The sequence below is a fragment of the Sulfobacillus sp. hq2 genome, assembly GCF_002903155.1.
Classification (GTDB): Bacteria; Bacillota; Sulfobacillia; order Sulfobacillales; family Sulfobacillaceae; genus Sulfobacillus; species Sulfobacillus thermotolerans.
This window is the reverse complement of the sequence record NZ_NWUL01000023.1, coordinates 26,473-46,682: the sequence shown is the minus strand read 5'-3', so window position 1 is coordinate 46,682 and position 20,210 is coordinate 26,473. Positions and strand designations below refer to the sequence as shown.

Genomic DNA, 20,210 nt, shown 5'->3' with positions numbered 1-20,210 from the left:
TTGCATAAGGATGGGACGTCAGGGCATAGTAAAAGGGTCTGTAAGATTTGAGCAAAAAGCTTACAAGCTGTATTGACATACCGGCAGATACATTCATATACTTAACAACGTATTGACATGTGTTCCGTCAAAGAGAACATTTCTTGTAAATTTAGAGGGGGATTTCAGGTGAAAGCTGAGGACGTGTTGCGCACCATCCGTGAAAAGCAAATTGAAATGATAGATGTGCATATTATTGACATGCCAGGAATTTGGCAACATGTAACGATTCCCGTGAGTGAAGTAGACGAAGAGACCTTTTCTCATGGCATTCCCTTTGACGGGTCCAGTATAAGAGGGTTCCGCGGCATTGAAGAAAGCGACATGCTCATGGTGCCCGATCCGGACACGGCGGTGATTGACCCGTTTGCACCTGTCCCCACGCTTAGCCTTGTGGCCGATGTGTACGATCCGAAACATGTCGCATATCAAAGAGATCCCCGGCGTGTCGCACAAAACGCGGAAGCATATTTAAAGGCTTCAGGCATTGCGGATACATCTTTTTGGGGCCCGGAACTGGAGTTTTTCATCTTTGATAGCGTGCGCTATATCAATCAAGGGCATCATGCTGCTTACATGGTGGACTCGGGGGAAGGATTCTGGAATTCGTTTCAGGAAGGTAGTTTAGGCCACACCATTCGCACTAAGGAAGGCTATTTTCCCGTTCCGCCTTTAGACAGCACAGCCGCTTTGCGTACAGCGATGGTGAAAGCGTTACAAAGCGTGGGAATTCGTGTGGAAATGCACCATCATGAGGTGGCGACGGCGGGCCAGGGAGAAATTGATCTACGATTCAATACCCTAACAAAGCAGGCGGACACCGTGATGATGTACAAATATGTGGTCCGTAATGTGGCCCAGCAGCACGGCAAGACCGTCACCTTCATGCCCAAGCCTATATTCGGGGATAACGGCAATGGGATGCATGTCCACCAGTCTTTATGGAAAGATGGAAAGCCGTTGTTTTATGCCGAGGAACCCGACGCATACGCGCATATGTCACCATTGGCGTTAAGTTATATTGCCGGCGTGCTCAAGCATGCCAGGGCTCTGTTAGCCTTCACTAATCCCTCTACCAACAGTTACCGTCGTCTAGTGCCGGGCTACGAGGCGCCTGTGAACATTGTGTTCTCGCATGGTAACCGTTCTGCGGCTATTCGTATCCCCGTCAACAACAATGCGAAAGCCAGTCGGATTGAGTTCCGCACTCCTGACGCCACATCCAATCCGTATTTGGCGTTCGCCGCTTTGCTAATGGCTGGCCTTGATGGTATTCGTAAAGGCTTGGATCCGGTGAAGGAAGGCTTCGGTCCCATGGATAAGAATATCTATGCACTCAGCGCGGCCGAATTGGCGACGATCCAAAGTGTTCCAGGATCTCTGGGCGAATCTCTTGATGCCTTGGAGCAAGACCACGAATTCCTGCTGCAAGGGGATGTCTTCAGTGAGGATTTAATCCGCACGTGGATTGATTACAAGCGAGCCAATGAAGTAGATGCGGTGAATCTTCGTCCTCATCCCATGGAGTTCGAATTGTATTTCAATAGTTAAGGGTATCGCTGTGGTGAGGGTCGAGCGAAATGGCTCGGCCCTGTTTTTAACTTCATGGGGGATTGAAGTGCTTGCGCAAAGGTGCTATACTAACAATGTCGCTGCCGGAGTGGCGGAATTGGCAGACGCGTGCGACTCAAAATCGTATGAGGTTACCCTCGTGCCGGTTCAAGTCCGGCCTTCGGCACCAAGTTTTCTACGGCCTTGTCAGGCCGTTTTTTTATTTTTCATAAAGCCCTCAGACTGTAAGGTCTGGGGGCTATGTATATAGAATTACAGAGGCAATGTCTCATATATAGACCGCATAATGGCATTGAACGTGTCCGGAGATTCAAGCATCATGAGGTGGCCTGCCTTAGGGATGGTATAAACCGGCAGCTGAGGCCAGATGCTTAAAAACTCTTGAGATAAGCTCTCTGGCGTCATTCGGTCCTCTGCCCCGCGAATCAGAAATGCGGGACCGTGGTAGGTATGAAGACGGCTACGTACATCGAAAAGACTGCAGGCTGTCATTTCATGCAGAATACGATCCGGAGAAATTTGGCGTAGTAGGCGTAAATTCGCCTCATAAAGTGCCGGATCAAACTGCCGTGCAAGAGACCAACGAGCAATATTGGCTGTCGCGGCATCGGGATCGACGGCCAGTTTGTTTAACAGCTCAGGATTGACAGGGAGCCTGGGACCAGTTCCGACCAAGACCAACGCCGCAACCTTATCAGGGACTAATAACGCGAGCGTCTGGGCGATAGCGCCTCCCATGGAATGACCAACGAGAACGGCGGGTTCGTGAATTTGCGGCACAATCCAATCTGCGAGGGCAGCAATCAAATGATCCGGCAATATTTGGGGTTTTGCGGGCAAATTGAGAAACATCGTGGGCCAAGGCAATCGGTGTTGTCGAGACCACGTGTGTGCGGTCGAACCGGCTCCATGAATAAAAATCCACGGCTGTGGCAAAAGTAGACCTCCTCGCCTCGTATGGCGTATGAGATAGGTTTGTGAGCGTAGTCGATATCAGTTACTATAGTATAGATCACTTTTTGCGAAGATGCCGAAGTGCTGAGAATAGACCGCTACACTTGTGGCAGCCAATCTTTCGGGGGATTTTTAGTGAAGGAGCCCACATAATTCCATGCCTACGCAACTACTCATAGATGGCCATAGCCTTCTTTTTCGAGCATATCATGCGCTTTCAGCTCAAAATTTGCAGGCGGCGGACGGAACGCCGACGGGTGCAATTCATGGGTTTTTGGCGATGGTGCTCAAAGTTATTGGTCAAGAACATCCGGACCGGGTGATTATTGCCTATGATGGTCCCCACAAGACCTTTCGCCACGCGCAATATGCTGAGTACAAGGGAACGCGTAAAGAAGCTCCCGACGACTTTCGCGTTCAAGTCCCTTTAGCGCTGGACATTGCCAGTCACCTCGGGATTCCTACGATTATGGTTGATGGCTACGAGGCGGACGATGTGATTGGTACGTTATCGGTCATGGGGCGTGCACGCCATTACCGTACCTTGATTGTGACGGGAGACCGCGATTTGTTGCAACTCGTGGATGATGATACCACGGTGCTTCTGACGTCACGAACAGGCATTAGTGATATGGATCGCATGGACGCTCAAAAAGTGGAGGAAAAATTGGGCGTGGCCCCGGTGCAAGTGCCTGATTTGAAAGGGCTCATGGGGGATAGCTCAGACAATATACCGGGAGTCAAAGGGATTGGAGAGCAGTCGGCGCGGGAATTAATTCGCCGGTATGGATCCGTGGACAACCTTTTAGAACATGTGGATACACTGGATAACACGCGGTGGATAAAGGCACTTAAGGGCCACGAAGAGGATGCCCGAACGAGTCGAGATTTAGCGACCATTATTCGCGATGTTCCCCTTCAGTGGCCTGACGTGGCAGAACCCTTTACGCCTGCGCCCGATGCCCACGCGTCAGAACTGCTCAACCGTCTAGCGCTACATGCTATAGAAAGACGGTTAGGCCAGGCGCCGCGTTCGGCGGACGAGGTGGCCACCGCCGCAGAGGAGACAGTCCAGCATGCGGTAACCCGGGATCAAGAACGAGTCTTGTGGAGCCAATTAGCTGCCAATCCAAAATATTTGGTGGTGCATAGCGACGACACCGGCATTTGGGTTATGGACCCTGAAGGGCATATGGCCCCGTGGCAAAATGAGCCGTGGCCCGATGTGCCATTATGGACATGGGATAGTAAGGCGCTCTATCATAAAATCCGGGCCTTAGGTGAAAGGTGTCCAGACTTTGCCGAAGATGGGCAACTGCAGGCGTATTTGCTCGATGCGGAACGTGGCCACTATGACTTGGCGTCTGTGGCTCAGAGCCAGGATATTGTGCCTCCCCGGTCGACAGAAGAGGTGTTAGCGGTAGCAGAGACTTTGATTGCCAAGCAACGACAAGCGGTGGCAGCGCAAGGATTGGACGATCTCTACCGGCGCATCGAAGTGCCTTTAAGCCGCGTCTTGGCAGACATGGAATCTGTGGGGATGCGGGTAGACCGCCAGCAACTGGCGTTATTAGGGCAAGAACTAGATGGGTCTTTGGTTCAGATCCAAGCCGACATCTACCAGTTAGCCGGCACGGAGTTTAACATTAATTCTCCACAGCAGTTGGGTGAAGTTCTCTTTGGCAAGCTGGGATTGCCCAGCACTAAAAAGACGAAATCGGGAAGTTATGCCACGGACGCGGATACGTTGGAAAAGATAGCGCCGCTGCATCCGGTGGTGGAACACGTTTTGCTGTACCGTCAGTTGATGAAAATCAAGGGCACGTATGTCGATGGGTTATTACCGTTAATTGGCTCTGACGAGCGAGTACACACTACCTTTCACCAAACCGGCACGGCCACGGGACGTTTGTCGTCTAGTGATCCCAACTTGCAAAATATTCCGGTGCGGCTGCCGCTAGGGCGGCGTGTGCGCAGTGTATTTGTGCCCAGTCCTCACCGCATTTTAATAGCGGCCGACTATTCTCAAATTGAGTTGCGTCTTTTGGCCCATCTATCGGGCGATGAACATCTTATCGAGGCTTTTTGGCATGGTGAAGATATTCATCGCCGGACGGCAGCCGAAATCTTTAATATACCGTTTGATGAGGTCGATAGTACATGGCGCAGTCGAGCCAAAGCGGTCAATTTTGGTATTGTGTACGGAATTTCTGATTTCGGGTTGGCTCGCGATACTGGAGTCAGTCAACGAGAAGCTAAAGATTATATTGCCCGGTACTTTGCGCGCTATCCTAAGCTGAAAGAGTACTTTGACCGTGTCATCGAATCGGCGCGGGAGGAGGGATTGGTCCGCACCATCATGGGACGTATCCGCCCTCTTCGCGATATTCATTCCAAAAATCGCGCGCGACGCCAGTATGCCGAGCGTATGGCAATGAATACAGCCATTCAGGGAAGTGCCGCTGACTTAATTAAGATTGCGATGGTGAACTTGGGGAAACGCCTGCGCCAAGAGTCGTTTCAAAGCCAATTGGTACTGCAGGTGCATGATGAACTCATTTGGGACGCAACGGAAGAAGAAAAGTATTCTCTGGCGCGGTTGGCGAAAGAGTATATGACGAGCGCTATGCAGCTGAAAGTGCCTTTGGAAGTAGAATTTAAGCAAGGAATAACATGGGAAAGTATGACGTCATGGGAGATTCCTGATGCCTGAGTTGCCAGAGGTCGAAACAATTCGCTTCTATTTAACCGAGACGGTATTAGGCCAACGGGTTAATACGGTCAAGCATTTAGACCAACGCATGGTGAAAACTGGCTCAGCCAGCGCAGAGGAAATCACTCGTCGTTTGCCGGGGCGCATGGTAAAATCCATAAAGCGGCGGGGCAAGTTTCTTTTCCTTGAGTGGGATACCCAAGATCATTTGCTGGTGCATCTCGGGATGTCGGGGCGCTTAATTTGGATCCCCGACAGTGCACCATGGGTAACCCATACACATATGGTGTTGGGCTTTCGAGATTTTGACCTGCGCTTGAGTGACCCACGGCGTTTTGGGCGAATTGGGTGGCTCCCAGCGGGCGAGGAGCCCGGGGCGCAATTGGGCGTTGAGCCTCTTGGCCGGCGGTTGACCCGTCAATTTCTCGCCCAAAAGCTTAAAGGGCGCTCTGCGCCGATAAAAGCTCTACTGCTCGATCAGCGGATTATTGCGGGATTGGGCAACATTTATGTGGATGAATCGTTGTTTCAGGCTCGGATTAGGCCGGATCGCCCAGGCAGCAGTTTGACCCCTGCCGAGATCACGCGAATGATTCGTGCAATTCGGGCGGTCCTGAAACAGGCTATTATGCACCGCGGCACAACATTTTCCGATTATGTCGACGCCCTAGGACATCCTGGTGAAAACCAGGCCTATCTCTGGGTCTATGGGCGCAGTGGGCAGGAATGCCGCCGTTGCGGTCATCTTTTGGCACAGCAGGTTATTGCGGGCCGCACGAGCCACTTTTGTGGGCACTGTCAATCATGAGACGGATGAGGAGGAATTTTTCTTGCAACATCTGACATTTGGGGTGGATTCGTTAACGGAGGCCCAGAATTTGAAAAATATCTTGTGGGACTCGTATGAGGTTCGGGGAGAAGTTGAGATAATTCCTCAAGAACACGACAAATACCGTGTGAATGTCATTTCAGAAAAGGATTTAACGCCATCGCAGTTGGAGAAACTGCCTGGGAAACAAGGCTGATGCGGGGGCGGATATGGCCATGGTTGTTGCTGGTACTGGCCTTTCTACCGGCGCTGCTGATTCAACGACCGCAGGAAAGACTAGCGCCGGTAACCAGTCATGTTTTTACCGAAGTGATTTTTCAAAGTCCCGGTAATGTTGATCCTGCTTTAGCGTCGTCGCCTGCCGATTGGCAGGTGGCAAGCAATGTGTTTCAAACGTTGCTGACGGTGTCTCCTACGGGACGCCTTGAGCCAGGGCTAGCTAGCGCTGTCAGTTATCAAGGCAATACGGTGAAAATTGAACTGCGTCCCGCCCGCTTATCCAATGGCCGACGCATAACAGCTGACCTTGTTGCTGAGGCCCTCGTCAGACCTTTGGTAGCCCCTGTGAATTCATCGGCGGCGCAACATCTATTGGCCGAGGTGGTTGGGACCAACCGATTTGAACATGGACAAGCTCATTATGTTCAAGGGATTGCGGTCAACGGGCCCTTAAGTCTGCAATTAACCTTAAAAAAGCCGGTGACGACGACATTCTTACAAAATTTGGCGAATCCGGTTCTGGCTATCGTTCCGGTATCGGACCAAAGCCAGGGCGGCCAAAATTGGCAGTTCACCAATTTGATTGGCACGGGTGGCTACGCCCTGACGCAATGGACCCCAGGGGATCATTTGAGTTTTTCTAAGGTTTCGGGCTCTGGGCCGCAGGCGGTCAATCTCGAGGTCTATTCCCAGCTGAATCAGGCCTTACTAGCGTATCAGAATGGCTTGGTCAATGCGGTGCCGATTGCTCCAACGGCCCTATCCCGTTTAACGCGGCGAGAATTGACACATGTGCAGACGTTAACTCAGCCGGGGGTTGTGACCTTGTACATCAATGCACATCAGTCCACGGCGGCCATGTCCCGTATTAATATCAGGCATTGGGTTTCCAAAGCGTTCCGAGGTTTGCTGCCGCCATTATCACCATCAACTCGCCTCCCATCTCACGGGCAGGGGCCATTTGTTGTATGGGTAGACCGGACAGATTCCCAAGCGGTCCAATTAGCCCAATCATTGGTGACGTTGTCGCGGGGACGTATTGCCATACAGCAGACGACGGCTGCCCATTTGGCTACGGTAGCGAAAAATGGACAAATCGGAGCGTATATTGGGCAGCATCGCTGGTTTACTCACGGAACATCTGTAGAATTGGTAAAACGCCGCTCTTTTTGGCTCTTTTCCCAATCGATGCCCCATGCGGAGGTATTGTCTCATCAAGTATTGTCGTGGCATTCTGTTCCGTAAAGACCGACCATATGGTAAGGGTGAGACAGGCTGGAGGTGATGACATGCGTGTCGTGGGGCTAACAGGGGGCATCGGCAGTGGAAAATCAGAGGTCAGCCGGATATTGAAAGAGTTGGGGGCACCTGTCATTGATGCGGATGCGTTAACACACCAGTGTCAAAGGCGCGGCCAGCTGGTGTGGCGTGCGGTGTGGGATCGTTACGGGTGGGGTATTCTGGGGCCGGATGGGGAACTGCTGCGTCGGAAGTTGGGTCACATCATTTTTCATGAGGCTTCTGAACGTGAAGCATTGAATCGTATCGTTCATCCGGCCGTGAAGCGGCAAATTCAGGAGAGGCTCGCGGAGCTTGAAAGGCAAGGCTCCAAGGTTGTGGTCTTGGATATTCCGTTATTAATTGAAGGAGAATGGCGAACCCAGGTGGACGAGATCTGGGTTGTATATTCTGATCCGCATCAGCAACTTGCTCGGGTGATGGCACGGGATCATATTGGCCCGGATGAAGCGCGGCGACGTATTGCCGCACAAATGCCGTTAGCGGAGAAAGTTCAATATGCCGATCATGTAATTGACAACCAAGGAACGTTGTTGTCTTTAAGGGAACAGGTGACGCAACTATGGCGCAACGCACACACTATCGCCTAAATCCCAAGCGCAGCGCGGGTTTGTGGCTGCTGGTGATCATTTTCATGATTTTTGGCGCGTACCATTATGTAGCCCCGCTCCCCTACCGAGCGATTGTGTGGAAAGAGGCGCGCGCCCATTCGGTTAGTCCTTATTTGGTCGCTGCCGTTATTCGGGTTGAGAGTAGCTACCGTCCTGATGCCGTCAGCGCAAAAGGCGCGGTGGGGCTCATGCAGTTAATGCCTGCGACGGCGCAGTGGGCTAGCCAAAAAGCGGATAAGCGCTCGATTAAAACACAAGACTTGAACAATCCGGCACTCAATATCCACCTCGGCACATGGTACCTTAGCCAGTTGCTGGGCAATTTTTATGGGAATCCCGTTCTTGGATTAGCGGCATATAACGCGGGAGGACGCAATGTAGCACGGTGGATAGCAGAGGGGAGATTGCAGCCGACATCCACCACTTCAGATCAAATCCCCTTTCCAGAAACCAAGAATTTTGTGACCCGCGTGCTCTTTTATGAAAAAGTCTATCATTTTCTCTACGGGGCGTTTCCGGCGATGCAGCCACCATTATCACGCGACCTCGCAGAGGGTCTAAAAGTCTGGCATCAGATTATGGGGCGTGAATGAAAACACGCGCAGAAGCCACACTAGTTGTGGGGGGTGGTATCTTGGCAAAAATCTTGTCCGAGGCCACAAAAATGAAATTGAGTGAACGGTTGGGTGTCGATGACATTGTTCGCCGTGAAGGATGGGGTGCCGTACCGGCACGCGAATGCGGCAATTTGGTCCGCGAAGCCATCCGCATGGCGGAGGAACAGCTTCAGAATCAATAGAGCCCCATGAGGACGGCCTAGGCCGTCCTCATTTTGCGCGGTATCGGTATTGGATGATGCTAGGGTCCTCCGGTAACTTGTGGGGAGCGACAATAAAGCCCGGGCCGCTGCGCAGGGCATCTGCGATGTGCGGTAAAGGCTTGTCAGGGTTGTCCATGAAGATGAAATAGGCATCATCAACATTTTCCGCATAGGATGGCGAAAAAAAGAGCGGATTACGGTCGGGAACGGACATACGGATCCGTTGAATATCGGCGACAATGCTAGTGGCCGTGGCAATCCCACCCGCTCCTGGCCCTTCAATCCAGGTCCAGCCAGCTTCTGACAGAAAGCCAATCGCATTCTGTGAGCCATGCAATTGGAGATAGCGGTGGTCCTGAGGATAGACAGTGGGGGCTACCACAAACCCAATGCTCCCAGGGTGGCGTTCAGCGCGTGCGACAAGCCGCATGCCAAAGCCCATTTGGCGCAGGCGCGTCAGATGCTCGGCGTCAATCTGACGGATCCCTTCTACGATGCCTTCTTCCGCATCAACCCAGGCATGAAAGGCTAACCCCGCTAGAATCGTCAGCTTGCGGGCACTATCCCAGCCATCAACATCGGCTGACGGATCTTGTTCGGCAAATCCTAGGGCTTGAGCGCGCTCTAGTGCATGGTGATATGACATGCCTTGGTCCATTTGGTCAAGGATAAAATTGGTCGTGCCGTTCACAACGCCTTCGACAACGTGAATGGGTACGGTGCTTAAGTGCTGTGACAACGCATCAAGTACTGGAATGCCGCCTCCAACACTGGCCTCAAATAGGAAATTTTGTCGGGCTTCTCGAGCACGACTCATCAATTCTGGACCATAACGGGCCACAACGGCTTTGTTTGCGGTCACAACGGATTTGCGTTGTCCCAACGCTGCGACAATAAGGTCGTAGGCAGGACGAAGGCCACCCATGACCTCTACGATGACGTCAATATCCGGATCGGACAAAATGTCGTCGGGATTAGAGGTAAAGGGGATAGCATACTTTCCCTGATAGTTTTCAGGATGACGTACAAGGGCTTTTGCGACATGGAGTCCTTCCCGTCTGTTGACCACGTCCAGCACGCCCTGACCTACGGTGCCAAACCCCAATAATCCAATCTGTGTGTTTTCCATAATTCCTTGGCGGAGGGCTTGCACCGCCTTCCTCCCTTCTCACGCATTGCAACGGTAGGGATACTCCTATCCGTCTTGGCGTTGAACGACACGGCAGTATTTGCACACGGTTATGTTGCGAACGTCGTGGTAGTAGCCTTCACACAAGCATCATTGGCACAGAGGGATAGTAGACCCTGTTTTACCTTGAGCTTCATGTGCGCATGGCATGCGGCAAAGACTGCTTGTCTTCCTCATAGTGTGCCACAACTTGGCGGATTGTGCACAAAATGCACGAGATAACATTCTTGGGAAAGGGTGGCAATGCGTGGCGAGGAGTGGAAACCCTACGTCTGGGGCAAGATACCGTCAAATAGGGAGGGATTAAAACTTATGTTGCGTTTTTGGCTATTGGCGGCTTGGCTAGGGCTTTTTCCGGGGGTTTCGGCACCTGCGGTCATTGCTCCGCATGGTGGGGCGCTGTGGGCACGCTTGGAATATCACGCACAGGCTCCCTTGGTCACAGAGCAAGGACCTGGGGGAGATAAGGTGATTCCCTTGCATTATTTGCTTGGGCAACAGACGACCAATTATTTTCATGCCACACCGAGTCAAGCTAAAAATATTGAGCTCGCGGCAAGCCGGATTAACGGTACGGTCATTCAGCCTGGCCACATCTTTTCATATTATAAGGTGGTGGGACCTTACACCGCGGAGAATGGATATGGGTGGGGGCGTGCTTTTGTGGGAGACCGTATCGTACCTTCGGTGGGTGGCGGCGTGTGCCAAGGCTCATCCACCTTGTATTCGGCTTTGTTACGGACAGGATTGCCCATTATTGAGCGCCATAACCACGGGTTAACGGTCCCGTATTTGCCACCGGGAGAGGATGCCACAGTTGCGAGTGATTACCTCAATTTTCAATTTCGAAACAATCGCTCGACACCTATTCTTCTCAGTGCACAAGCTGGGCAGCGCCATTTGACGGTAAAAATTTGGGGTGCCTCGGCTGGACCCGAAATTATTGTGCACCATAAAACGTTGCAAACGTATCCCTACCGGACGATAGTCCGCTACAATTCAAAGCTCAAGCCCGGTGAAGAAAAAATTTTAGCGCCGGGGCAGCCTGGTGTTCGGGTTGAGACCTGGTTAGAAATTAAAGAGCCTCAAGGAACTCGCACGAAAGTGATAGGGATTGACCATTATCGCCCGAGTCCTCGCATTATTGAAAAAGGGCCATCCGTGAGCTCCCCCACGCCTTAAGACTAGTTCGCCCCCTCGTCCCATAGAATGGGACAGGGGGACGGCTATGGACCTGTGGATTGTACTTCGCATTGTCAGCTTAACAGGAGAACGGCTGGCTTACCGCGTGTTTGGACGCGACCGAGCCAGCCCTTGGGCCGTTATGGGGCTTTCCTACGTGGGTGCCGCAGTCTGGCTGTGGGCGATTGCTGCATGGAAGGGCACGAGTGGGTTCGATTGGCAGGCCTTAGGCCCTGGCACGCTTTATGCTGGAGCATTTGCCTTATCTACGATGTCTTTGGTGATTGGGGAAGCGAGTCAGGTGAGCCCGTGGTCCAATGCCACAACACTCTTATTGTTTTTGATTCATCCAGCCCATTTACCCCCCACGTCATGGCTCCTCATTGGATTGTTTGCCGTCGGAGCGTGGTGGCAGGTTCAAGGCCATTTATCAAAACCCGTGTGGATGATGTTAGCCAGTGACGGCCTCCTCGCTATGGGCCGTTTGGCAGATGTCCACGTGCAGTCCCCTGATCCGTGGACATATGGTGCCAGTCTTATGACCTGTGTTGCATCATGGATGATTGCTGCTGTATTTTGGCACCAAGAAGGCAAAGCTGTTTTTCGTGTCGCAAAGGCAATGCCTGTAACCACAGGCATTGTGGGCCTGTTAAACGCGATCGCGTATGTCAGTGTGGTCATTCTTTTAAAGAGATGGCCGGCGAGTCTCGTTGAGGCCTCGTCGGCGGTTGCAGCATTCTTTGCCGCGCTGATCGCCGTCTATTTGTTTCGAGAAGCGGCTAATTCTCGTAGAATAGGAGGAGCCGCTATCATGACAGTCACCGCTGTGCTTTTAATCCTTGATTATAGCCGGGTAGCAGGACATCAAGGTCTAGGAGATCCGTGGTGAATAGGGCGTAAGGCACGCAGGAGGACTGACGAATGAAAATTTACACGAAAACAGGCGACACGGGGCTTACTAGCTTATGGGGGCACGGCGGAATGAAGCGCGTGCCAAAAGATGGAGTGCGGGTCGAATCCTATGGAGCCGTGGACGAGGCGAATGCGGCTATTGGTGTAGCCCGTGCATACTTGGCGCCTGGACGGCTGGATAACATGCTCAGACAAATCCAGAATGATTTGTTTGGCTTGGGGGCGGATTTGTCTAATATCAGCCCGGACCGGACCGACCGACTCTCGGACCAGGCGGTAGAGATGCTAGAACAATGGATTGACTTGCTTGATCAGGGGTTGCCAGCACTTCGGCAATTTATCTTGCCAGGAGGAGCTCCCGCGGCGGCCTTTTTGCAGCAGGCGCGAACCATTGTGCGCCGGGCAGAACGCCGCTTAGTGGCCCTCATCCAAGAGGAACCCTCATATGCCTTGCAGTTGAAATATTTAAACCGATTATCCGATTTTTTGTTTGTTGCCGCACGGGAAGCTAACCAGGTAGCTGGTGTCTCGGACGAGCTGGCGCAATTTTAGTGACAGGAGGTTGGGGTAATGGTAGCCAGACAATTTACGGTTGACGAGGCCAATCAATTGCTCGAGCCTCTGCGCGAACTTCTCACAACTTTGCAGACGCTGCAGCGACAAGCTCGCTTGAAATATGAAGAAATGCGGGATATTCGAGAGGTCGGGTACCGCAAAGATGGTAACTTGATCATGCTGAGTGACTACCAATTGGCAAAACAGGAATTTGATCAAGTGGTGGCCGATGCGAATGGCGTCTTAGCGGACATCAATCAGATGGGATGTCGGGTAACCGATGTCGAAATGGGATTGGTAGATTTTCCGAGTGAACGGGAGGGGGAGCCCATTTATCTGTGCTGGAAAATGGATGAACCGTCTGTTCTCTATTATCATGGCGTTGACGAAGGATTTTCAGGACGCAAGCGACTGGAATCCTCCTCGGGTTGAACCTCCGAGGAGTTTTCTTTTTACGGGTTCAATCCGAGTGCTTGCGCATGCAAGATCAGTGCGTCGACGATAAAAGCAATGAGCTCCTCAAGAGGAATACCTAATCCTTCGGCGCCTTGAATTACATCCGTGCGATTGACGCCTTTTGCAAAGCTTTTGTCTTTTAATTTCTTAATAACGGAACGGGGACTGACTTCACTTAAACTCTTAGTGGGGCGAACGAGTGTGACGGCCACAACAAACCCGGTCAATTCGTCGGCGGCATAAATGGCACGTTTAAGCACTGAGTCCCGGGGTATGCCATTTTCGGTGACATGCGAAGCAATCGCTTCAATGATGGTAGGGGGGAACCCTTCCGCTTCTAAAATTTTCCCGCCTTCAATTGTATGTTGCCCAATTTCGGGATAGGCTTCGTAATCAAAATCATGCAGGAGACCCACCGTACCAAATAGGTCCGCATCTTCGCCATAACGCTCAGCCAATGCCCGCATGACGGCTTCTACCGCTAGTCCATGCTTAATAAGCGAAGGATTTTTCGTATAGCGAGTCAGCAAGGCAAGGCTTGTCTCCCGATCGGGTAGCGACGAAAGAGACATCAGAAAACCACCTCCATATTAATTAGGAGTTTTCAGACGACAATAACGCGAAATAAGATTTTTGACAAGGAGAAAATCCAGTGGATACACTGATGAAGGAATTCGGAAGGATTTCCATTCGAGCATACGAACAGTGAGGGAACGCCATGGCAGAGAGCTCGGCAGAAGTGCTTATCGTGGGGGGAGGACCAACAGGTCTTTATGCGCTCTATTTGACAGGGCTGCATCATCTGGACACGATTTTATTGGAACGCTTGCCTCGTCTTGGGGGCCAGTTAGACCACTTGTATCCAGACAAACCCATTTATGATGTCGGCGGATTTCCGATGATTACCGGACACAATTTGGTGGAGGCTTTGAAGCAACAAGCGTTGCAGTATCCCAGCCGCGTGTTATTGAATACGACGGCCCAATCTCTCACCGCCGAAGGCGGTCTTTGGCATATTGAGACAGACCATGGACCTGTCTCGGGCCGCACTGTTATCATTACCGCAGGCATTGGGGAATTTATTCCGAGGCGTTTTAATGTTGATGCCATCGATCGTTTTGAAGGCCACGGTTTGTATTACGTTGTCAATACGCTGGAAGATTTTCGGGGGCACGATGTATTGGTCGTAGGAGGGGGGGATTCCGCGGCGGACTGGGCCATGGCGGTGGCGCAGGTGGCCCGACAAGTCTGGATGATTCATCGCCGCGATACGTTTCAGTGCCATGCGGACAGTTTAGCCAAGTTGCAAGCGCTTCCTAACGTCACTTTACTGCCGCGCCACGAATTAGTCGCCATTGAGGGAAGTTCCGATGGCATTGACTCCGTTAGTCTGCGTGATAACCAGACACAGACTCTAGCCTCATTAGCCTTAAGTCGCGTCATCGTAGCGATAGGGCTTTTGCCGGGGACGCAAATTTTTCAGCGTTGGAACCTACAAGGCAACGGGACAGAGATTCATGTAAATTCGGCGATGCACACGAATTTGCCGGGAGTTTTTGCTGCCGGCGACATCGTGAGTTATCCAGGCAAAGTCAAGTTGATTTCGGCTGGATTCGGTGAAGCGGCTACGGCCGTAGAGTCGGCACGCCATTATCTGCGAACCGCCTCCACGGTGGAATTAACGAATTTATAAAATCACGGCAAAGGGGCTCCCAACCAGTCGCGAAATTGTTGGCGGGCCTTTTCTGTGCTCTGAGCTTCGGGTTCAAGGGCCCACTTGTCGGGTTTTGGAGCCTCGGGGATGAGGGTGTAGATCTGCAATCGTTGGTGACGGAATATGGTGACGGTGACTGGGCGTCCGGGGACGCAATGCGCCAAGCGTGTGTCGAGATCTTGAAAACGCAAGCGGACTTGATCCCAAGCAATCCATTCGTCGCCGGGAGCCAATCCTGCCGCCTCTCCGGGGCTTCCTTGCAGAACCGACTTAATTTTGACACGGTCGGTTTCAGATCGTTCGACGATGAGGCCAGTAAAAGCGGGCGTCATGCGGGGATTTTTCCATTCCTTCTTTAAAGCAAGGCCAAACTCAGGCCACAGATCGGTTTCTAAATCATCCGTACCATAGACCCACCGGCTCAGCCATGTGCGGACGATCGGGCCGCCAACCTCCTCTAGGGCGTGGTCCACGGCATTTTCAGGGTAGCCATGGTCGCCATATTGCTCCCATAATGTTTGCAGTACGGTGTCAAGGCTTCCACGGCCATTCGTGGCATGCCGCAAAGAGAGGTCCATGAAAAGCGCCACCAAAGCTCCTTTGAGGTAATAGCTGACCGTAATGTTCGGCGTATTTCCATCGGGGCGGTAAAATTTGATCCACGCATCCCATGACGCTTCTGCCACACTCTGTACCTTGTGGCCGGGAGTCATGTCCAAGATTCGAAGGGATTCGGCAAAATGTTGTAGGACAATGTCTGGGGTGACGGTGCCCGAGCGCGCTAACAATAGCCATGCGTAATAATCTGTCCAACCTTCTAGTACCCAGAGTAAATGGGTGTAGACTTCGTGTTGATAGTCAAAGGAACCTAAATTCTGTGGACGAAGTCGTTTGACATTCCACAAATGGAAATATTCATGAGCAAACAGCGCCAAAATTTTCGGATATTGCTCCGGATTATCGAGTTGTAACGGATCGAAGATAATACTGGCTGAGCTGCGGTGTTCGAGCCCACCACCTTGGTCTGGAACCCCCGCCACCAAAAATACGTAGCGAGTGTAGGGTAAAAGACCACCAAAGACTGCATGAGCCGCCTCTAAAATGCGTGGGAGGTCACGCAGAAGGTTGGAAAGGTTGGTTCGGTCAAATCCCGTCAGGATGAGCTCATGGCGGACGCCATTCATTTCAAAGCTTTCTCGGCGAAATGTTCCGCATTCTACAGGACTGTCCACAAGGGTATCATAGTCAGCCGCAGTAAAAACGAAGCCTGGAGCAGCAGAGCGTTCGAGGGCCGTGGCAACATCCCAGCCTGGGAAGGGGACGACTTCAAGTTCGATCATATAAGGCACGTCAGTTTGTGGATAAAGAAAAACGTTCGCACCATTGAAATATCCCCGTGTGGTATCTAAATAGCTTGAGCGCACGCTCAATTCGAAGGCATAGACATCGTAAGCCAATTGCCATGTCGATGCGGAGCCGTCGTCAGGTACGAGGGACCATTCGGCCTTTCCCACCTTATCAACTCGCACCGGGTGTCCTGCGTGATGGGCACGGACTTGACTCACATTTTTGGCAAACTCGCGCACGAGATAAGACCCTGGGGTCCAAACGGGCAACGCCCAGTGTAAGGGCATCGGATGTGGGCCGCTCCACGTAATCTCGACATGAAAGCGGTGACGGCCTGGGTCTTCCATAGAAATTTGATATCGCAATGTCGATGGAGCAGTCGTTGGCATAGGTCCTCCTTGAATTTATGATCGCGTGCCGTGCACTGAGGGAGACACCCGCAGTTTGATGATACCCAAAAATCGCCAAAATGTCCCGCCTTATGGGGGTTGTCTTGGGTTCTATAGGGGTTTCAATCAGTAACTAAAATATTGCTTTTTCTCCACTAAATCATATTTTTCTGTATGATTTAGATATGCTATTAAGTTTAGAAGAAGCAGCGAAAGTCTTAGGGGTATCCAAAAGCACCATGCGCCGTTGGGAAGCGGAAGGGCGTCTGAAACCCGAGCGAACGCCGGGCGGACATCGCCGGTATCGGTCTGAAGAGTTAACGCAAAGGGCCGTGCATCCCCTGCCCAAAACAGATCGTGTGACCATCGCGTATGCCCGTGTGTCGAGTCCCGACCAGAAAGCCGACTTGGAAAGACAGGCCATGGTGTTATCCGAGTTCTGCACAACGAACGGCTGGACTCATGAGGTGATTCGTGATCGGGGATCCGGTCTGAATTACCACAAGAAAGGATTGCGTGAGCTTTTACAGCGCATTATGCGCAATGATGTGGAACGGCTCGTCGTCACCCATAAAGATCGGCTGTTGCGATTCGGCGCAGAACTGGTCTTTGCTCTCTGTGAAGAGTTCCACACCGAAGTGGTGATCGTCAATACATCAGAAGAGAGGTGCTACGAAGAAGAACTGACGCAGGACGTGCTCGAAATCATTACGGTGTTTTCCGCGAGACGGTATGGTTCCCGGAGCCACAAGAATAAAAAATTGATTGAACGCATGAAAGAGGCGACGCAAGATGATGCGAACCCGGCGGCGGCTGACCCGACAACCGAATAAACGCAAAACCGTTTTGCTCCATGACCTCATCGACCGGTACGCCCAGCAGAAAGATGCGTACCTGGTGGCACTCGCCAAAACGAAGAACTGGCACATTTGGCAATCGCCGCGCAAGGTCAAACGCCGATTTGCCCGTCAGTATAGTTATCACACGTTACCGATTCATATCGAAGATCAATGTGTTTTCGATGCCGTTGCGACGATGGTGGCGTGGGTGGAGAGTGCCAACGCTCTCAATCACTGGAAAAGCCAAGTCTTCGCCCACACGGAGGATGCGAATGCGCGCATCCGCTACTTTAAGGCGTTCAAGTCCTACGCTGAACTGGCCCAGGTGCTGTCTGGCGCATGGCACGATCCGTGGTTGTTCCACTTGATACGCAATCCCTTGATGCACCCACCGCGGGTTCACAATCGGCATAGTGCCATGCTGGACGACAGTAGCTATCGCGTGTTCATCGAGAAAGGAAAACAATATATTAGCCTCACGAGTCTTGTCAAAGGTCAGCGTATCGTGTTACCCCTTCTTGGCAACGCAGGCATCCGTGGGAATATTCGCGTGATGTATGCGGCCGATCACTTTGAGATTCATACGATGACCCAGGTCAACGTCAAGAAGATGTCCCCTGGCATCAAAAATATTGCGCTAGATGCGGGCACCACGGAAGTCTATACCGATCAGAATAACCGACGCTATGGCACTGACTTTGGGCGCATCCTCGCGAAGGTAGACGCGCGGGTGACGGATAAAGGCAAGAAGCGCAATCACATTCGTGATGCCGCGAAGAATAAAGTGCTTGTCCGTGAAGAAGAACGCCAGGCACACCTCAAGAAAGTGCATCGAAACAATCTGGGCAAGAAGAAACAAAACATGCGGCGTACCAAAGCCCGAGCAGCGTTTGCCACGGAAATTAACCACGCGCTCAACGACGTGTTGGAACAGAGACCGCAACGGATCATTGTCGAAGATTTAAGTCATATGCGCGGCAAGGCCCAAGGTAAGACCATGTCCCGTCAAGTGTCCTTGTGGATGCGTAGCGTCCTGGCCGAACGATTAGATTTTAAAACCACGGCGAGAGGTTCTCGCCGACAAGCGGTTGCGTTAGCGTATACGAGTCAGGAGTGCGCTCATTGCGGTTTCACGGCTAAAGACAACCGCAAAGGGGATCATTTCCGGTGCGTGTTTTGTGGCACGGTCGATACCGCCGATGGCAATGCAGCGAAGGTGATTTTAAAGCGGAGCACCGATCCCGAGATCAAACCGTGGATGACGAAAGAGGCCATTAAAAAGATCTTGGATCAGCGCAACGCCCAAATCACGGGGGCAACCCCAGCGCCGGTTGTGAAGGTCGCATCGCTTGTGGAGGATGTGACTCACCGTTAACGGCCTGACTCTAGCAACGGCAGACTGTCGTGGAAAGCCGTTCAGAGAGCGAACAATAAGACGAAAACTCCCCGTGAGTAGGTTTAGGGAAGTTTTTTGTAACGGAATAGGGCGGGAATGTTCTGTCAACCGTACGTTATGGCGGTCGAATTTTCCATTGCTACAGGGTTTGCTATGATGGAGACAGAACAGGAACCGACAAGAGAAAGGACTGACATATCGAACATGGCAGGTCTAGACATACGCACACATCTTGATCAATTGACTCTTAATGCGGGAAAAAAGGCGCGCTTATACCGCCTTCTCTATGGAGCTGGCCCCGCCAATGGGACGCTTATGATCTTACCCATTGACCAAGGACTGGAACATGGGCCGCGTGATTTTCTAGAGGCGCCAGAAAGTCTTGACCCCGGATTTCAGTTTCGCCTAGCCTTGGACGGGCACTTTTCCGCGATTGCTTGCCAAATCGGATTGGCTGAGAAATTTTATCCGGAATATGCGGGACAGGTTCCCTTGATTTTAAAACTCAATGGGAAGACCGAGATTCCGTCCGATAACGAACCGTTGTCGCCTCTGACCGCATCGGTGGAGGATGCGGTGCGGCTTGGCGCAGACGCGGTGGGGTACACCCTATACGTTGGGTCGCCCCGGCAAGATGAGGATTTTGCTCAGTTTCGTCAAATCCGGACGGAGGCAGAGCGCTTTGGAATGCCTGTCATTGTCTGGAGTTACCCGCGTGGAGCAGCGATCGAGGCGAAGGGAGGGAAGAACACCGTCTACGCTATAGACTACGCGGCTCGCGCGGCCCAAGAGCTCGGTGCGGACGTCATCAAGGTCAATGTGCCCAATGTGGAAGCAGATCTCAGCCAAGCACCTAAGGCCTATCAGCGTGAGTGGACACTTGATGCCGCATTATCTCAGATTATTCGTTCGGGTGGACGGTCTTTGGTCATCTTTGCAGGCGGGGAGAAAGCGTCAGAAGAAGAGACGTTGGCCAAGGCTCGCCAGTGCATGGATAGTGGAGCCACTGGACTGATTTTTGGGCGGACTGTATGGCAACGGTCATATCATGATGCGATGACACTAGCTGAGGAGATTCATAAATTGTTGGCCAATTATCCCGGCTAATGCTCCTTGAGAAGATAACGGAAAAAGGCGCTGACCATAAGGTCAGCGCCTTTTTCCGATGTTCCACA

Annotated in this window: 20 protein-coding genes and 1 tRNA gene; 17 read left to right on the top strand and 4 right to left on the bottom strand. The window is 52.0% G+C overall.

The genetic code is table 11. From position 1 onward, the window contains the following. Window positions 1-168 precede the first annotated feature (168 nt). A complete protein-coding gene (gene glnA, locus CO251_RS03390; RefSeq protein ID WP_255398087.1) occupies window positions 169-1,590 on the top strand; it encodes a type I glutamate--ammonia ligase in 1,422 nt (473 codons plus the stop codon). Window positions 1,591-1,693: 103 nt separating this feature from the next. Beyond that, a tRNA-Leu gene (locus CO251_RS03385) sits at window positions 1,694-1,780 on the top strand. A gap of 83 nt (window positions 1,781-1,863) precedes the next feature. Here the strand turns inward: CO251_RS03385 and CO251_RS03380 are convergent. Beyond that, complete coding sequence (locus CO251_RS03380; RefSeq protein ID WP_158246149.1) at window positions 1,864-2,547, bottom strand: alpha/beta fold hydrolase; 684 nt, start codon at window positions 2,545-2,547, stop codon at window positions 1,864-1,866. A 175-nt stretch (window positions 2,548-2,722) separates the two neighbouring features. Here CO251_RS03380 and polA point away from each other — a divergent pair, with 175 nt between their 5' ends. Genes polA through CO251_RS03345 form a run of 7 tightly spaced genes read left to right on the top strand, consistent with a single transcriptional unit; the run spans window position 2,723 to window position 9,035 of the window. Next, window positions 2,723-5,278: a DNA polymerase I gene (gene polA / locus CO251_RS03375; protein ID WP_103374400.1), complete on the top strand. Its 2,556-nt coding sequence runs from the start codon at window positions 2,723-2,725 to the stop codon at window positions 5,276-5,278. After that, window positions 5,271-6,086: a bifunctional DNA-formamidopyrimidine glycosylase/DNA-(apurinic or apyrimidinic site) lyase gene (gene mutM / locus CO251_RS03370; protein WP_103374399.1), complete on the top strand. Its 816-nt coding sequence runs from the start codon at window positions 5,271-5,273 to the stop codon at window positions 6,084-6,086. The genes polA and mutM overlap by 8 nt, the downstream gene beginning before the upstream one ends. 22 nt (window positions 6,087-6,108) lie before the next feature. After that, a complete protein-coding gene (locus CO251_RS03365) occupies window positions 6,109-6,303 on the top strand; it encodes a hypothetical protein (RefSeq protein ID WP_103374398.1) in 195 nt (64 codons plus the stop codon). Further along, window positions 6,303-7,571 carry an ABC transporter substrate-binding protein gene (locus tag CO251_RS03360; protein WP_103374397.1) on the top strand — a complete coding sequence of 423 codons (1,269 nt, stop codon included), beginning with the start codon at window positions 6,303-6,305 and terminating at the stop codon, window positions 7,569-7,571. Before CO251_RS03365 ends, CO251_RS03360 begins: the two co-directional genes overlap by 1 nt. Before the next feature lie 44 nt (window positions 7,572-7,615). Beyond that, window positions 7,616-8,215: a dephospho-CoA kinase gene (gene coaE / locus CO251_RS03355; protein ID WP_103374396.1), complete on the top strand. Its 600-nt coding sequence runs from the start codon at window positions 7,616-7,618 to the stop codon at window positions 8,213-8,215. Further along, window positions 8,188-8,829: a lytic transglycosylase domain-containing protein gene (locus CO251_RS03350; RefSeq protein ID WP_103374395.1), complete on the top strand. Its 642-nt coding sequence runs from the start codon at window positions 8,188-8,190 to the stop codon at window positions 8,827-8,829. The genes coaE and CO251_RS03350 overlap by 28 nt, the downstream gene beginning before the upstream one ends. Continuing rightward, window positions 8,826-9,035, top strand: coding sequence for a hypothetical protein (locus CO251_RS03345; RefSeq protein WP_103374394.1), 210 nt, complete (start codon window positions 8,826-8,828; stop codon window positions 9,033-9,035). Before CO251_RS03350 ends, CO251_RS03345 begins: the two co-directional genes overlap by 4 nt. Window positions 9,036-9,063: 28 nt before the next feature. Here CO251_RS03345 and CO251_RS03340 read toward each other — a convergent pair whose 3' ends face one another. Continuing rightward, window positions 9,064-10,209, bottom strand: a complete 1,146-nt coding sequence (locus tag CO251_RS03340) for a homoserine dehydrogenase (protein WP_103374393.1) — start codon at window positions 10,207-10,209, stop codon at window positions 9,064-9,066. A gap of 348 nt (window positions 10,210-10,557) precedes the next feature. Between CO251_RS03340 and CO251_RS03335 the strand changes: the two genes are divergently transcribed. From CO251_RS03335 to CO251_RS03320, 4 genes are read left to right on the top strand one after another with little or no spacing between them, the layout of a single operon-like run. Next, window positions 10,558-11,427 (top strand): VanW family protein, encoded by an 870-nt coding sequence (locus CO251_RS03335; RefSeq protein ID WP_173677062.1) that lies wholly within the window; start codon window positions 10,558-10,560, stop codon window positions 11,425-11,427. Between the two features lie 46 nt (window positions 11,428-11,473). Continuing rightward, the gene (locus CO251_RS03330) at window positions 11,474-12,316 is read left to right on the top strand and encodes an EamA family transporter (RefSeq protein WP_103374392.1); all 843 of its coding nucleotides are present in this window, start codon (window positions 11,474-11,476) and stop codon (window positions 12,314-12,316) included. 32 nt (window positions 12,317-12,348) lie between these two features. After that, window positions 12,349-12,891, top strand: coding sequence for a cob(I)yrinic acid a,c-diamide adenosyltransferase (locus tag CO251_RS03325; RefSeq protein ID WP_103374391.1), 543 nt, complete (start codon window positions 12,349-12,351; stop codon window positions 12,889-12,891). An 18-nt stretch (window positions 12,892-12,909) separates the two neighbouring features. Next, the gene (locus tag CO251_RS03320; protein WP_103374390.1) at window positions 12,910-13,326 is read left to right on the top strand and encodes a DUF2203 domain-containing protein; all 417 of its coding nucleotides are present in this window, start codon (window positions 12,910-12,912) and stop codon (window positions 13,324-13,326) included. A 20-nt stretch (window positions 13,327-13,346) separates the two neighbouring features. On the opposite strand, the gene CO251_RS03315 is transcribed toward CO251_RS03320, so the two are convergent. Next, window positions 13,347-13,922 carry an HDIG domain-containing metalloprotein gene (locus CO251_RS03315; RefSeq protein WP_103374389.1) on the bottom strand — a complete coding sequence of 192 codons (576 nt, stop codon included), beginning with the start codon at window positions 13,920-13,922 and terminating at the stop codon, window positions 13,347-13,349. Window positions 13,923-14,068: 146 nt separating this feature from the next. On the opposite strand from CO251_RS03315, the gene CO251_RS03310 reads away from it, so the two are divergent. Next, window positions 14,069-15,043 carry an NAD(P)/FAD-dependent oxidoreductase gene (locus CO251_RS03310; protein ID WP_103374388.1) on the top strand — a complete coding sequence of 325 codons (975 nt, stop codon included), beginning with the start codon at window positions 14,069-14,071 and terminating at the stop codon, window positions 15,041-15,043. 2 nt (window positions 15,044-15,045) lie between these two features. Here the strand turns inward: CO251_RS03310 and CO251_RS03305 are convergent, their stop codons facing one another. After that, window positions 15,046-16,800 carry a M61 family metallopeptidase gene (locus tag CO251_RS03305; RefSeq protein WP_103374387.1) on the bottom strand — a complete coding sequence of 585 codons (1,755 nt, stop codon included), beginning with the start codon at window positions 16,798-16,800 and terminating at the stop codon, window positions 15,046-15,048. A gap of 185 nt (window positions 16,801-16,985) precedes the next feature. Between CO251_RS03305 and CO251_RS03300 the strand changes: the two genes are divergently transcribed. From CO251_RS03300 to CO251_RS03290, 3 genes are all read left to right on the top strand, one after another. Further along, on the top strand, window positions 16,986-17,633 hold the full coding sequence (locus tag CO251_RS03300; RefSeq protein ID WP_103374386.1) for an IS607 family transposase: 648 nt from the start codon (window positions 16,986-16,988) through the stop codon (window positions 17,631-17,633). Beyond that, window positions 17,593-19,014 (top strand): zinc ribbon domain-containing protein, encoded by a 1,422-nt coding sequence (locus CO251_RS03295; protein WP_103374385.1) that lies wholly within the window; start codon window positions 17,593-17,595, stop codon window positions 19,012-19,014. Before CO251_RS03300 ends, CO251_RS03295 begins: the two co-directional genes overlap by 41 nt. Window positions 19,015-19,239: 225 nt before the next feature. Further along, window positions 19,240-20,142 (top strand): class I fructose-bisphosphate aldolase, encoded by a 903-nt coding sequence (locus tag CO251_RS03290; protein ID WP_103374500.1) that lies wholly within the window; start codon window positions 19,240-19,242, stop codon window positions 20,140-20,142. The last annotated feature ends 68 nt before the right edge of the window (window positions 20,143-20,210 follow it).

Coding starts and splice junctions, on each gene's coding strand:
- polA (WP_103374400.1), top strand. CDS start 2,723: ATGCCTACGCAACTACTCATAGATGGCCATAGCCTTCTTTTTCGAGCA.
- mutM (WP_103374399.1), top strand. CDS start 5,271: ATGCCTGAGTTGCCAGAGGTCGAAACAATTCGCTTCTATTTAACCGAG.
- CO251_RS03360 (WP_103374397.1), top strand. CDS start 6,303: ATGCGGGGGCGGATATGGCCATGGTTGTTGCTGGTACTGGCCTTTCTA.
- coaE (WP_103374396.1), top strand. CDS start 7,616: ATGCGTGTCGTGGGGCTAACAGGGGGCATCGGCAGTGGAAAATCAGAG.
- CO251_RS03350 (WP_103374395.1), top strand. CDS start 8,188: ATGGCGCAACGCACACACTATCGCCTAAATCCCAAGCGCAGCGCGGGT.
- CO251_RS03345 (WP_103374394.1), top strand. CDS start 8,826: ATGAAAACACGCGCAGAAGCCACACTAGTTGTGGGGGGTGGTATCTTG.
- CO251_RS03335 (WP_173677062.1), top strand. CDS start 10,558: ATGTTGCGTTTTTGGCTATTGGCGGCTTGGCTAGGGCTTTTTCCGGGG.
- CO251_RS03330 (WP_103374392.1), top strand. CDS start 11,474: ATGGACCTGTGGATTGTACTTCGCATTGTCAGCTTAACAGGAGAACGG.
- CO251_RS03325 (WP_103374391.1), top strand. CDS start 12,349: ATGAAAATTTACACGAAAACAGGCGACACGGGGCTTACTAGCTTATGG.
- CO251_RS03320 (WP_103374390.1), top strand. CDS start 12,910: ATGGTAGCCAGACAATTTACGGTTGACGAGGCCAATCAATTGCTCGAG.
- CO251_RS03315 (WP_103374389.1), bottom strand. CDS start 13,922: ATGTCTCTTTCGTCGCTACCCGATCGGGAGACAAGCCTTGCCTTGCTG.
- CO251_RS03310 (WP_103374388.1), top strand. CDS start 14,069: ATGGCAGAGAGCTCGGCAGAAGTGCTTATCGTGGGGGGAGGACCAACA.
- CO251_RS03305 (WP_103374387.1), bottom strand. CDS start 16,800: ATGCCAACGACTGCTCCATCGACATTGCGATATCAAATTTCTATGGAA.
- CO251_RS03300 (WP_103374386.1), top strand. CDS start 16,986: ATGCTATTAAGTTTAGAAGAAGCAGCGAAAGTCTTAGGGGTATCCAAA.
- CO251_RS03295 (WP_103374385.1), top strand. CDS start 17,593: ATGATGCGAACCCGGCGGCGGCTGACCCGACAACCGAATAAACGCAAA.
- CO251_RS03290 (WP_103374500.1), top strand. CDS start 19,240: ATGGCAGGTCTAGACATACGCACACATCTTGATCAATTGACTCTTAAT.